At 54.3% G+C, this 12658-nt stretch carries 12 protein-coding genes and 1 pseudogene; 4 read left to right on the top strand and 9 right to left on the bottom strand.

The annotated features are described in order from the left end of the window. The 9 genes and pseudogenes from P3X23_RS07665 to speA all read right to left on the bottom strand — a co-directional run. Window positions 1-255, bottom strand: a pseudogene (locus tag P3X23_RS07665) (TIGR02281 family clan AA aspartic protease); the annotation flags it as partial. A 307-nt stretch (window positions 256-562) separates the two neighbouring features. Further along, window positions 563-967 carry an NIL domain-containing protein gene (locus P3X23_RS07660; RefSeq protein WP_300874984.1) on the bottom strand — a complete coding sequence of 135 codons (405 nt, stop codon included), beginning with the start codon at window positions 965-967 and terminating at the stop codon, window positions 563-565. 247 nt (window positions 968-1214) lie between these two features. Continuing rightward, window positions 1215-2735, bottom strand: a complete 1521-nt coding sequence (locus P3X23_RS07655; protein ID WP_300874982.1) for a CapA family protein — start codon at window positions 2733-2735, stop codon at window positions 1215-1217. 94 nt (window positions 2736-2829) lie between these two features. Next, the gene (locus tag P3X23_RS07650; protein WP_300874979.1) at window positions 2830-3300 is read right to left on the bottom strand and encodes a CBS domain-containing protein; all 471 of its coding nucleotides are present in this window, start codon (window positions 3298-3300) and stop codon (window positions 2830-2832) included. A 2-nt stretch (window positions 3301-3302) separates the two neighbouring features. Continuing rightward, complete coding sequence (aroH, locus tag P3X23_RS07645; RefSeq protein ID WP_300874976.1) at window positions 3303-3734, bottom strand: chorismate mutase; 432 nt, start codon at window positions 3732-3734, stop codon at window positions 3303-3305. Window positions 3735-3764: 30 nt separating this feature from the next. Next, complete coding sequence (gene sppA / locus P3X23_RS07640) at window positions 3765-4589, bottom strand: signal peptide peptidase SppA (RefSeq protein ID WP_300874973.1); 825 nt, start codon at window positions 4587-4589, stop codon at window positions 3765-3767. Between the two features lie 60 nt (window positions 4590-4649). Continuing rightward, window positions 4650-5774, bottom strand: a complete 1125-nt coding sequence (locus P3X23_RS07635; RefSeq protein ID WP_300874970.1) for an S-layer homology domain-containing protein — start codon at window positions 5772-5774, stop codon at window positions 4650-4652. A gap of 52 nt (window positions 5775-5826) precedes the next feature. Next, complete coding sequence (locus P3X23_RS07630; protein WP_300874968.1) at window positions 5827-6213, bottom strand: hypothetical protein; 387 nt, start codon at window positions 6211-6213, stop codon at window positions 5827-5829. A gap of 17 nt (window positions 6214-6230) precedes the next feature. Further along, window positions 6231-8144 (bottom strand): biosynthetic arginine decarboxylase, encoded by a 1914-nt coding sequence (gene speA, locus P3X23_RS07625; protein ID WP_300874987.1) that lies wholly within the window; start codon window positions 8142-8144, stop codon window positions 6231-6233. A gap of 157 nt (window positions 8145-8301) precedes the next feature. Between speA and accC the strand changes: the two genes are divergently transcribed. The 4 genes from accC to purM are packed head-to-tail and all read left to right on the top strand — an operon-like array spanning window position 8302 to window position 12263. Further along, a complete protein-coding gene (gene accC / locus P3X23_RS07620; RefSeq protein ID WP_300874966.1) occupies window positions 8302-9663 on the top strand; it encodes an acetyl-CoA carboxylase biotin carboxylase subunit in 1362 nt (453 codons plus the stop codon). Beyond that, window positions 9663-10733: an undecaprenyldiphospho-muramoylpentapeptide beta-N-acetylglucosaminyltransferase gene (gene murG / locus P3X23_RS07615; protein ID WP_300874964.1), complete on the top strand. Its 1071-nt coding sequence runs from the start codon at window positions 9663-9665 to the stop codon at window positions 10731-10733. Before accC ends, murG begins: the two co-directional genes overlap by 1 nt. Window positions 10734-10743: 10 nt before the next feature. Then, window positions 10744-11238, top strand: coding sequence for a low molecular weight protein-tyrosine-phosphatase (locus P3X23_RS07610; protein ID WP_300874961.1), 495 nt, complete (start codon window positions 10744-10746; stop codon window positions 11236-11238). Then, a complete protein-coding gene (purM, locus tag P3X23_RS07605; protein WP_300874959.1) occupies window positions 11238-12263 on the top strand; it encodes a phosphoribosylformylglycinamidine cyclo-ligase in 1026 nt (341 codons plus the stop codon). Before P3X23_RS07610 ends, purM begins: the two co-directional genes overlap by 1 nt. Window positions 12264-12658: the final 395 nt, after the last annotated feature.

Below are 12658 nucleotides of genomic sequence, written 5' to 3'. Positions count from 1 at the left end.
TGATGGAGCAGGAGTTCGGGGTTGTTGTTGCAGTTGTAGCAATTCTTGACGATAGCGAGCAAGGGCTGGTGCTTCCTGGGGATGGGCGCGAATTAGCTGCTCGAGAATTTTCACGGCTGTTGCCCAGTCTTGATTGGCGATCGCTCGATAAAAACTGTCTGGCAGTGCCACTGACTGCGCTTCTTTGGCCGGGGCAATCAAGAACACCAGCCCCACCAGTGTTGCCAGTGCCCAGTGTCTGTGTTGTTGGGTCATGATTTTCTTCTACCCTAGGATCAATACTAGCGAGATGACCGCTGCCTCTTCCAAACTGCCAATGGGCAGACCACCTTTTTCATCGCAACCGACTCCAGAGAACCGTCTGCAATGGGAAGCCCAAAGTGGGGTTAAGGACGAATATACCAACAACCAAGGACATGCAACGGCCGGCGCAAGGGATGCCCACGTCACCTTCCCCTTGAACTGGGTCACTCTCCTTAGGGTTATGGGATGGGTCAGAAGATTCAGTTGAATTTAAGCACATTGGCGGGCAAGGCTGCCTATCTGCAAACCCTAATCCTCATCAGAAGTTGGTGTGAATTGCGTCCATGGGACATGCGGCAACACATTGCTCACAGACAATGCAGCGGGAGCGGGTAAATTGCAGTTGAAACGTTTCTGGATGCAGGGTCAGCGCCTGCGTGGGGCATACCCCTGTACAAAGGCCACAGTGGACACAGGCTTGCTCATCAATGACAATTTCGCGGCTGGCAAGGGAAACTTCAATATTCTGCTGCCGCAACCATTCTAGGGCAGCCTCCATTTGATCAATATCTCCGGCCAACTCTAGAACCAGTTTGCCCACTTGGTTGGGTGCTACTTGGGCACGGATGATATTGGCTGCAATATTAAAGTCCTTGGCTAGACGATAGGTGACGGGCATTTGAATTGCCCGTCGGGGGAACGTCAATGTAACCCGCTTTTTCACTGGTTGAAACGCTCGAACCGCTATATCTTTAGTGTGGCATACTGATCCAATTGGCAAGCTAGCCAGAGCATAAGCTGTAGCTTGACTCTCGATGAGAGGGCTATTGACTTTTCATCCGGGGCACGGTTCCCTTAGCAAAAAATTATCTACGCAAATTATTTGATAAAGCGATTATTCCCTGAACACAGATGTAAGGCTTCTGCTGCGCCTAAGCCACTGACGGGTCAGCCAAATTTCAGTGGGGATTTTAAGATGGGGAAGTGGTGGGGAGAATCTCGCCAAGGTGTTCAATTTTCAGGGGAGTGTTGGGAAAATCTGTTTGGATTAACCGGCGGATCAACTGCACACTGGCAAAGTTTTGGTCAATGTGAGGAATCCCTTTGGCATCGAGGCGCACGGGAATGACTTTTCCTTGAATGAAGCGGCCAGAACCGTCTAGTTCCACATCGAGAATGAGGGATTTACCCAGCACACCAACACTGCTTAGGGTTTGATAGCCAACAAAGTTCCCCAGGGAGTAGGCAATGAGGCGGCCTTTGTACAATTCCAAGGCACGGGGGACATGGGGGCCATGGCCCAAGATTAAATCGGCGCCGTTGTCTATCATGGTGCGGGCAAATTGAACCACATTGCCCCGCTGTTCGCCGTAAAAGTACTCCGTGCGATCGCGGGTGTAAATTTGGTCGCTGCCTTCAGCGCCCCCATGAAAACTGACAACTACAATCTCGGCGTTTTGCTTGGCCTTTTGAACTAGGGCAGCCCCCTTTTTGAGGTCTTGAATGCGATTCTGGCCATAGTAGGTGGCAAAGCCAATAAATGCAACTTTGAGGCCATTGATGTCAAGGTAGGCAATTTGATTGTAATCGCCGATGGCAGTCATGCCTGCCCCATTGATGTGGCGAATCGTATCGCGAAAGCCCTGCTCGTTAAAGTCGTAGCTGTGGTTATTGGCAATGTTAAGAACATTGAAGCCCGCCTGACGCAATACCTGCGCATAGCTGGGTGGCGAGCGAAAGGCAAAACTGCGGCCGTTACTGGAGTTCTTAAGGGGATAGGGAGAGTCGGTGAGAGTACTTTCGTAATTGCCAAAGAGGAGATCCGCGCCTTGGAGGTGGGCTTTCACGTGGGCAAAGAGCTGTTGGGGATCCTCGGGCAAGCGGTTATGGGGAAAGTTCGTGCCTAACACAATGTCGCCAACCGCCTTAATGCGCAGGCGGCGATCGCTAGAAGCAGGGGGGATCAAAACCGGCGGCACGGCAGGGTGAGGCGGCGTAATGGCGGGGCTGGGTTCGGCAATGGGCGGCGCATCCACCCTTGGTTGATTTTGCAGCGTCAGGGCGAGAGTACCACTGCCGGCGATCGCCAGCACACCGAGGACAAAGGCACTCACTACTTGAGGGGAGGAAGTCGTGGCAGGGGTTCCCTGATCTGTGCCTGCCCTCGGTTGAAGGGGGGTGGGGGGCAGGGTCTCCCGCAAGTCAATAGTCTGTGTCCATTCTGGCCATTCTTCGCCAACCAGCCGAGCATGGAGCCGCACGCGCAAAATTCCTTGGGGCGCCAACTGCCTGAGACCGCGACAAACAAATGCAGCACAGACATGGGGCGGGAGCGATCGCGCTGCTTCAAACATAATCTGTAAGCAGTCGCCCCGCCGTCGCACAAGGGCACGCACCCCCTTGGTCTGAAGTGTGCGGTTCATGAGGTAGGCAATGGCCTCCGCTTGCCCCTGCCGTGCCTGCTGCCCAACCACATCCAGCGAAGCGGCCATCTCAAAGCATCCTCAGGCATCGCGAGCAGATCTGGGGGTATTCTACGACAAGCCCCTCATCCAGAGCGGGATTGCTGGGCCAATTGAAAAAACGTCATGCTGAGGCTTCCTGTGTATGTAACGCTCGTAAAAGATCATGGCGGCTAATAATGCCCACCAGCTCCCCTTGATCATCCAACACTGGCAGGCGACTGATGTGATGATTAACCATAAGGCGAGCCGCTTCGGAGATCGGGGCATTCACGTGGATGGTTTGGGGATGGGGCGTCATCACATCCTGCACCTGTTGGCCCAGCATTTTCTTAAGGTGCTGATGAAAAGACTCCGGCGACTCAAAGTAAATGATGCTCCCTAGGAAGGTGATGTACAACGGCGGCTCTAGGGGCGCTTCGCGTACGATCAGGTCAGCTTCAGACACCAATCCCACCAGTTTACCTCCCTCATCCACCACGGGGAGGCCGCGCACTTGTTTTTCTTCCATGAGGCGAACTGCCTCAGAAATCGGAGCATCGGCACGAATGGTAAAAGGGTTGGGGGTCATGTAGTCACGGACAACAGCGGGCATAGTTAACCTAGGGAATGAGAGGACAGCTCGAAAGAAGGGTAGTCGCCATGTATTGCTAAATCGGGTCGGAGACTCTGAGCATGGCGCAAATAGGCATGGTAAATCGGTTGATCGGGGTTGGGGGTATTGAAATAAATCAAGCAGCGGATACAGCGGGGTAAGCCTCCCTCCACGTGCATTTGCTGAACATCGAGAAGGGGAATGTTGCGCCAATGGGGGCATTCACGGGCGATCGCTGCCGGAAAAATCTGGTCGAGGTCACGGGTTACAGAAAAAGTAACACTGATAACTTCTGAAAAATCAAGGGCATTACGCCGTTCAATTTCACCGAGGAGTTCCAAAACTGCCTCACGGATCGCTGGAACTGAATTTTCAGTGGCGGTAGTTGCTCCACGAATTGCTCGGACGCGCCAGCCCACAGGTTGCTCCTCCATCAAGACATCCGCAAGGGTACTGTATCCAGCTTAGGGGCGATAGAGCCAGAGGGGAAGTCCATTGGTCGCCATTTCAAATTCCAACCAGTCCAGACCCCCTTGCCAAGGGAAGGGCAAGCGTTCCTGCTGGCGCGGAAAGAGGCGAGCTAAGGGAGACTTGGGTTCTTCAATGGTTTGCACCTTGGTTTTTTCCGGGTCGAGTCCTGCAAGTTCCGCCAGCCAGCGACGGGCATCCTCTTCGGTTCCTAGGCGATCCACCAGTCCGAGGGCAAGGGCTTGCTCACCTGTAAAGACACGGCCGTCGGCAAAACTACGCACGGTTTCCACATCCAAATTGCGCCCCTCGGCTACAGTTTGGACAAATTGGTGATAGCTGGTGTCAATGAGGTCTTGGAGAATAGAGATTTCTTCCGCAGTGAGGTCGCGATCAAAGGCAAGAATGTCCTTGTAAGGGCCAGACTTGATCACTTTGAATGAAACCCCCACCTTGTCGAGGAGCCTTTGTAGGTTGTTGCCCCGCAGGATGACGCCAATACTGCCCGTAATGGTGCCGGGGTTGGCCATGATATGGTGTGCCCCCATGCCGATATAGACCCCCCCAGAGGCGGAGATATTGCCAAAGCTGGCCACAATTTTCATTTTTGACTGCAAGCGCTTGAGGGCAGCATAGATTTCTTGGGAGTCCCCCACGGTACCGCCGGGACTGTCAATGCGCACCAGTAGTGCCGGGTAGCCCCGTTCCTCAATGGTTTTCAGAGCCTTAAGAACCCGGCGACGGGTGCCTCCAGCGATCGCCCCTGTAATTTCAAGGCGAGCAATTTGACGATGGTAACCACGGGAAAAAGGCCAAGGCATAGGCAGCAATCAGTTCAGTAAATCGTAACAATTGGCTTAGATTTCTAATCTAGCAAGGTTCTAAGAGCTTGCAGCCTGGGCCTGCTTTACCATCGCTGCTGAGAGTCCCTCTGTGCCATTGCCGATATACCACAGGGCTGCCGCTGCTTCGGCACGGGTGACGGGTTTCTGGGGCTGGAGCAAGCGCGTTTCTCCCCAAACGCGGCGAATGTTTGAAAGATCTCCTGCCAAGTAGTCAGCAGCTACGGCATTGATGGCGGGGGGAGCAATCCGTTGACTGTCTTTGAAGCCCCATGTTTGCTGAATGCGATCAATCGTGCTGGGACTGAGCCGCCCCTGTTGATCGAGGGGCACTTTCCATTGCAAGAGGGTTTCGCGGGTCAGGGGAGCCTCTGGACGGAAGAAGGCACCCCCATCGCCACTGAGGGGACTGGGTAAAAATCCCGCCATTGCCAGCCCTTGAATATAGGGAAAGTCGGGATGATCGCGGGGGACATCCTGAAAGACCGGCGTATCGTTGCGGTTGCCAAGGCGGATTTGCCGCGCGGGGCGATCGGCATAAAAGCGGTTGTAGGTGGTCACTAGCCAGCGGACAAACTGACCCCGACCAATGGGGGCATTGGGTTGCAGGCGATCGCCTGTGGTGCTGAGGACTCCCAGTTCTGCTAAATCGCCAATAGCAGGCCGAAGAGGAGCAGGAGTATCCTCTAAATCGGTAAAGGTTTGGGGTGAGGTGGCGTTGGCTTGGGAGGGAGGTGGGGCAACTGTGAGGGGGGTGTAAGCCACAGTGAATGTTGTGAGGTTATTTTCTGGCACGGTGTTGATGGTAACATGCACTTCCAGTTCAGAATTGCGCCCCTTGAGGCTGACGGTATTGCCAGTCACCTGCTGCTCTACCAGTTGCCAGCCCGATTCTTGAAATTGCCGCGTGTAGAACTGCTGCAGGGCGATCGCCGGTGCCCTTACTTGCCAGCGAGTTTCCGTTGTCTGGGGAGCTCCTAGTTGCGGCTGCGTACTCACAAGGATGGCATCGGGAAATCGCAAATTCTCCGGCAGCGTTGTCGTCGGTGCCCACGGGTGTGTTGAGGGGGGGGGATTTCCGGCCCATTGCTCCGCATTGGGATCAGCGGCAAACCAATTTTGCAGCCCACTCCCCTGGCAGCTACTGAGCAGCAGGGCACTCAAGAATAGGAACCTCCATCCCAATGGGCGCGATCGCTTCAATGTTCTCTAACCCTCAACTGGCTGCCTCTTTGCTGAGCACTGATTTCAGTCGCCACAGGAGAAATGTCTGCCCCAACTCCAAGGGCAGAGGGGTTACTCCTTCAATACAGGACTGTACCCAACCGTCACCCCAAGACCACTCCTGCCAGCCCTCAATGGCCTGCCGCAGCACCAGGACGAGTCGCTCTGCGGTTAGCAATTCCACCCGATGCTCCAGTTTTAACCAAAGGAATTCACTGGTGAAGGTCTCCCCCGCCTGGAGGCGATCGCCCGTTGTCTGAAGCTGGAGCGGCCACAACCAGCGGCGTAGCTGGGCTGGCTGCGTCAAATAATCCCGCAGTTGGTCTGCACTGGCTGCCACTTCAATGCGCAAATGGCTGGACTGAAATGTTCCTAGCATTGCTTTTCCTAAGCATCCTAAGAAGAGAGGTACGTGTAACTGCGCAAGCTCTGCTCGTAGTTTTCTAAGAGGTGCTGCGCTTCCGCCAATGTAATTTGCTGTTCTGCAAGTGCGGCCTCAGCACGGCGGCGGATTTTTTCCAATAGAGCATCCCCCTGGTACTGTACATAGCCAAGGACTTCTTGCATGGTATCCCCCCGCACTAAATGCTCAATTTCATAGCCCTTTGGCGTTAGACGAATATGAACGGTGTTTGTATCCCCAAATAGGTTGTGGAGATTGCCCATGATCTCTTGGTAGGCACCATTGAGAAAAAGGCCGAGATAGTAGGGTTCGCTAGGGCGAAAAGGATGGAGTTCCAAGACCGATTTCACATCCCGCAGATCAATGAACCGGTCAATTTTGCCGTCGCTGTCGCAGGTGAGATCGGCAAGGATGCCCCGCTCTGTGGGTTCTTCATCAAGGCGGTGAATGGGCATGATGGGAAACAGTTGATCAATAGCCCAGCTGTCGGGGACAGACTGAAACACCGATAAATTGATGTAGTAGATTGAGGCCATGATTTTTTCAAGATCTTCTAGATCGTCGGGGACGTATTCCTGCTGGCGCACAATGTCTAAAATCTTGGCACAGCAGGCCCAAAAGAGGCTCTCTGCCCGTGCCCGCCCTGGTAAACTCAAGTAGCCAAAGTTAAAGAGACTAATGGCTTCCCCCTTAAATTGCAGGGCATCGTTGTAGGCCTCTTGGTAGTTATTCTCATCAATCGTTTGGTACGTGTCATAGAGATTGCGGATAATCAGGTGCTCCTCCTCGGTCGCCGGTTCGGGCGTGACTTTGGGCACTTCACTGACCCCCAAGACATTGAAAATCAATACCGATTGATGGGAGGCAATGGCGCGGCCACTCTCACTAATAAGAATGGGATCGGGAATGCCCCGCTGCCGACAGGCGTCCTTAATGCCAGCAACCACATCACTGGCGTAGTTTTGCATACTGTAGTTTTTCGAGGCATGGAAGTTAGTTTTGGAGCCGTCGTAGTCCACCCCCAAGCCACCCCCCACATCCAGGTACTGCATATTGGCACCGAGGCGCACCAGTTCGCCATAAATTTGCCCCGCCTCGCGAATGGCATCCTTGATGACGCTAATGGCAGAGATTTGCGAGCCAATGTGAAAGTGCAACAGTTGCAGGCAATTGAGCATTCCCGCTTCCCGCAGTTGTTCAACGGCAGCTAAAATTTCTGGTACCGTCAAACCAAATTTGGCGCGATCGCCGGCGGAGGTGCCCCAGCGTCCTACCCCCTGGGTACTGAGTTTTGCCCGCACGCCCAAAATGGGTTCAATGCCCAAGGTTTGGCTAACAGCAATGACTTCCGCCACCTCTTCTGGCTGTTCAAGGACAATGATGGCAGTGTGGCCAAGGCGACGGGCAAGAATTGCCGTTTCAATATAGGCGCGATCCTTATAGCCATTGCAGATGAGCAGTGCACCGGGGGTATTTAGCATTGCCAAGGCAATGAGCAGTTCCGGCTTAGAACCCGCCTCTAGGCCGAACTGGTGAGACTGGCCAAAGCGCACGAGGGCTTCAATGATGTGGCGCTGCTGATTGCACTTGATGGGAAAAACCCCCTTGTATGTGCCCTGATAGCCATAGCGGGCAATGGCACGGGCAAAGCAGGCATTTAGCCGCTCAATCCGATCCTCGAGAATATCGGAAAATCGCAGCAGTAACGGCAGGCCAATGTTGCGCTGCTGGAGCGCCTGCACGAGTTCATAGAGATCCAACGACCCACCGCGATCGCCTTTGGGAGAGACGGTGACATGACCCGCGGCATTAATGCCAAAATAGGGTTCTCCCCAGCCCTGAATACGGTAGAGCTGCTCGCTGTCCTCAATCGTCCAATTGCTGGTTTTCGTAACCGTCAATGCCATTGTGGGTGACACAGCAGCCATAGTGCGCTCTCAAACCAAACCCTGCTGATCCTAACTTGTTTTTGCCAGTGGCACCAATGCAATTGCAGTTTGGCTTTTCAGAAGGGTTCAACTGGCATGGTAGCATTAGGGATCGCTTCCCCTACCGCTGACCGCCATGGCCTTTACGAAAATTTTGATTGCTAATCGTGGCGAAATTGCCCTGCGGATTCTACGTACCTGTGAAGAATTGGGCATTGCAACGGTTGCCGTCTATTCCACCGTAGATCGCCATGCCCTGCACGTGCAACTGGCGGATGAGGCGGTGTGCATTGGCGAAGCCCCTAGTGGCCGCAGCTATCTGAATATTCCCAACATTATTGCCGCTGCCCTTACCCGCCATGTCTCGGCCATTCACCCCGGCTATGGCTTTTTAGCAGAAAATGCCCGCTTTGCAGAGATTTGCGCCGATCACAAGATTACCTTTATTGGGCCAAGCCCTGCGGCTATGCGTGCTATGGGGGATAAATCCACCGCCAAAAAAACCATGCAACAAGTAGGGGTGCCCACTATTCCCGGCAGTGATGGTTTGGTGCAGGATGAGGAAACGGCGCGGGCGATCGCCCGCAAAATTGGCTATCCTCTGATGATCAAGGCCACCGCTGGCGGAGGTGGGCGCGGTATGCGCCTGGTGCACTCTCCAGAGGAGTTGGGACGTGCCCTGAGTGCTGCTCAAGGGGAAGCAGAAGCTGCCTTTGGCAATGCCGGCGTCTATCTAGAGCGGTTTATTGAAAATCCCCGCCACATTGAGTTTCAGATTCTTGCCGATAGTTATGGCAATGTCATCCATCTCGGCGAGCGGGATTGTTCAGTGCAGCGGCGTCACCAAAAGCTCCTTGAGGAAGCTCCCAGCCCTGCGCTGACCCCAGAGTTGCGCGCCCAAATGGGAGCAGCCGCTATCACTGCCGCCAAGGCCATTAACTACGTCGGTGCCGGCACGATTGAATTTCTCCTTGACGGCCATGGCAACTTCTACTTTATGGAGATGAATACCCGTATTCAGGTGGAGCACACCGTTACAGAAATGATTACGGGACTTGATCTAATTGCTGAGCAAATTCGCATTGCCCAAGGGGAACCCCTCAGCTTGACCCAAGAACAGGTGCAGTTGCGGGGACATGCCATTGAATGCCGCATTAATGCCGAAGACCCCGAGCGCAATTTTCGTCCCCATCCCGGTCGCATTAGCGGTTACTTGCCTCCCGGCGGCCCTGGGGTGCGGATGGACTCCCATGTTTACACCGACTATGAAATCCCCCCCTACTATGATTCGCTAATCGGTAAATTGGTGGTGTGGGGGAGCGATCGCCCTGCTGCCATTGCCCGCATGAAGCGCGCTCTGCGCGAATGTGCAATTATGGGGGTGCCGACCACCATTCCTTTTCATCAACAAGTGCTGGATACGCCTGAGTTCCGCAGTGGCATTGTCTATACCAACTTTGTTGATAAGCTCATGACCACATTGGGCTGGAACGCTTAATGCCTAGACAAAGAAAATTACTGATTGCAGCGAGTGGTACCGGGGGGCATCTCTTTCCGGCGCTGGCAGTAGCTGAGGAATTGCCCGAATATGAGATCCATTGGTTGGGGGTGCGCGATCGCCTTGAACAGCAATTCATTCCACCCCACTATCCCCTGCATACCGTCAACTTTAGCGGTGTTCAGGGCAAAACCCCTTGGGCAAAGCTGCGCCCCCTGTGGCAATTGTGGGGAGCTTTTTGGCAGACGCGCCAGTTGTTAAAACAGGGAAACTTTCAAGGGGTGTTTACCACCGGTGGCTACATTGCGGCACCGGCCATTTTAGCGGCTCGCAGTTTAGGGCGTGTCGCCCTGCTCCATGAAGCCAACGCCCTACCGGGCAAAGTCACCCGCTGGCTGGCTCCTTGGTGTACGCTGGTTGCTTTGGGAACCTCCGCGAGTTTAGCCTACCTTAACTCCAAACGGCTGAACCTACGGGTCACTGGCACACCGGTGCGTCCTGATATTCTCCATCCCGGCAACTTGGAGTTACCGATTCCCAAGGAGGTGCCCCTGATTCTGGTCATGGGGGGCAGTCAAGGGGCAGTGGCCATCAATTGCCTGGTGCGGGAAACGGTTCACCGTTGGCTGGCGGCTGGGGCTTGGGTTGTACATCTTACGGGCAACAATGATCCGCAGGCCCAAAGTGTGCAGCATCCCCACTACCTGGTTTTTCCCTTCTTTGAACCCATAGGGCCACTACTGCACCGCGCAGATATCGTCATTAGCCGAGCCGGCGCCAGTGCCTTGGCGGAACTGACACTCACAGGAACCCCGGCGTTATTAATTCCCTATCCCTATGCGGCCGAGGATCACCAAACAGTCAATGCTAAAGTGCTCGTGAGTGCCGGCGCCGCTGAAATGATCCCGCAATCGGCATTGACGGGCGATCGCCTCGGACAGATCATTTTAGAATGGCTACGGCAGCCAAAAAAATTGCAAGCTATGGCAGAGAATGCCCGCCAACTGGCCATGCCCAACAGCACCCAGCAGGTTGCTGACCTCATTCGTACGCTGATTCCCGCCCCCTAGGAAACTTGCTATGCCCATTCGTCTCCTTTTTGTCTGTCTTGGCAACATCTGCCGCTCTCCTGCCGCCGAAGGGATCATGCAACACCTCATCAAAGACGTCGGTTTAGAGCAGCAGATTGAATGTGATTCTGCTGGCACGAGTAACTTTCATGTTGGCGATCCGCCCGATGCTCGCATGGTGATGAGTGCACGCCAACGGGGACTCCACTTGACCCATCGGGCACGCCAATTCCATGCCGCCGACTTTGAAGAATTTGATCTGATTTTGGCGATGGATCGGGAAAATTACTACGAGATTTTGCGCCTTGATCCTGAGGGGAAGTATCGCGATAAGGTGCGCCTAATGTGTGATTTTTGCCGCCACTACGACGCGAAGGAAGTGCCCGACCCCTACTACGGCGGTCGCCAGGGGTTTGAGAGGGTGTTGGATCTGCTCACCGATGCCTGTGAGGGGCTCTTGGAGTATCTCAAGGCCAACTATCCCCAACTACAGGAGCACCACTGATGGACTATCGCAGTGCAGGTGTGGATGTGGCCGCTGGCCGTGCCTTTGTTGAGCAGATTCGCCCCTTGGTGCAGCGCACTCAACGACCGGAAGTTGTGGGACAACTGGGGGGCTTTGCTGGGCTGTGTCAAATTCCCAAGGGCTATCGGCAGCCGCTTTTGGTGTCGGGAACCGATGGCGTGGGCACGAAGTTAAAACTAGCTCAGGCACTGAATCGCCACAATACGGTTGGCATTGATCTGGTGGCTATGTGTGTTAACGATGTCCTCACCTGTGGCGCTGAGCCACTTTTCTTCTTGGACTACATTGCCTGTGGGCGTCTAGCGCCAGAGATGATGACTGCTGTGGTAGCCGGTATTGCCCAAGGGTGTGAAGCAGCCGGTTGTGCCCTCTTGGGGGGAGAAACGGCAGAAATGCCAGGGTTTTATGCCGAAGGGGTCTATGACCTTGCGGGTTTTTGTGTGGGCGTGGTTGAACAGGATCGGGTGCTAGATGGCACACAGGTACAGGTGGGGGATGTGGTTTTGGGATTGGCCAGTTCTGGGCTGCACAGTAATGGCTTTAGTTTAGTGCGCAAAATTGTCAGCGATCGCCAGCTCAGTTGGCAAGCTCCCCCCTTTGGCAACACTCCCCTTGCTGACCTGTGCTTAGAACCGACCCGCCTCTATGTCCAACCCATTCGTGCTGCTTTAAGCCAAGGGATTCCCATCCACGGTATGGCCCACATCACTGGCGGGGGGTTGCCCGAAAATTTGCCCCGCTGCTTGGGGCCGGGGCAATCGGCGCAACTGGATCCTGAGGCTTGGCCAATTCCACCACTCTTTCACTGGCTGGGGGAGATGGGAAGCGTCAGCTTGGGGGAACTCTTTAACACCTTCAATATGGGCATTGGTTACACCGTTGTTTTACCGACGTCAGCAGTTGCAGCGGCTCAGGCCTGCTTTGCCGAATGGGGGATTGAGAGCTGGCGGATTGGCACCGTTGTTGCGGGAACAGGTGAAGTGTTGGGATTACCGGCTGCCTAATCCCTTCATGTTGGCCATTCAGCCTTTTGTCCACGCCTAAACTTCAAATCTAAGGTGCTGGATACTGCCACAAGCGGTTACAAAAAATGATGGCTCACTTCAGAATCGTTGAGAAAAGAGTTGTCTCAAAGGGTAGCCCTTGAATCCCTAGAGAGTAATGTCTAATCGTCGTTCGCCAAAGGAAAGGCGGGCAGGCCTGTCAAGCAGTTTCAGATGTTCTGGTCAAGGGTCAATAACCAAAACGGGAAGTTTCACCAAACCCACCCAATGAGCACCTGTGGCGATGAATTGAATTAATCCTTAGTTTGCCCGTTCACAGCAGGCGTCCTCATAACCAAGCTGCTATAAGCATCGCTAAACCCAGACCTGTGAGGGCAATCCAGACAAAGGCATTC

This window comes from Thermosynechococcus sp. Uc, from assembly GCF_029335995.1.
GTDB lineage: Bacteria > Cyanobacteriota > Cyanobacteriia > Thermosynechococcales > Thermosynechococcaceae > Thermosynechococcus.
The sequence above is the reverse complement of the archived record's forward strand: the minus strand, read 5'-3'. Positions and strand labels throughout refer to the sequence as shown.

Coding starts and splice junctions, on each gene's coding strand:
- P3X23_RS07650 (WP_300874979.1), bottom strand. CDS start 3,300: ATGCCCGCTGTTGTCCGTGACTACATGACCCCCAACCCTTTTACCATT.
- P3X23_RS07630 (WP_300874968.1), bottom strand. CDS start 6,213: ATGCTAGGAACATTTCAGTCCAGCCATTTGCGCATTGAAGTGGCAGCC.
- murG (WP_300874964.1), top strand. CDS start 9,663: ATGCCTAGACAAAGAAAATTACTGATTGCAGCGAGTGGTACCGGGGGG.
- purM (WP_300874959.1), top strand. CDS start 11,238: ATGGACTATCGCAGTGCAGGTGTGGATGTGGCCGCTGGCCGTGCCTTT.
- P3X23_RS07655 (WP_300874982.1), bottom strand. CDS start 2,735: ATGGCCGCTTCGCTGGATGTGGTTGGGCAGCAGGCACGGCAGGGGCAA.
- P3X23_RS07610 (WP_300874961.1), top strand. CDS start 10,744: ATGCCCATTCGTCTCCTTTTTGTCTGTCTTGGCAACATCTGCCGCTCT.
- aroH (WP_300874976.1), bottom strand. CDS start 3,734: ATGGAGGAGCAACCTGTGGGCTGGCGCGTCCGAGCAATTCGTGGAGCA.
- sppA (WP_300874973.1), bottom strand. CDS start 4,589: ATGCCTTGGCCTTTTTCCCGTGGTTACCATCGTCAAATTGCTCGCCTT.
- speA (WP_300874987.1), bottom strand. CDS start 8,144: ATGGCATTGACGGTTACGAAAACCAGCAATTGGACGATTGAGGACAGC.
- accC (WP_300874966.1), top strand. CDS start 8,302: ATGGCCTTTACGAAAATTTTGATTGCTAATCGTGGCGAAATTGCCCTG.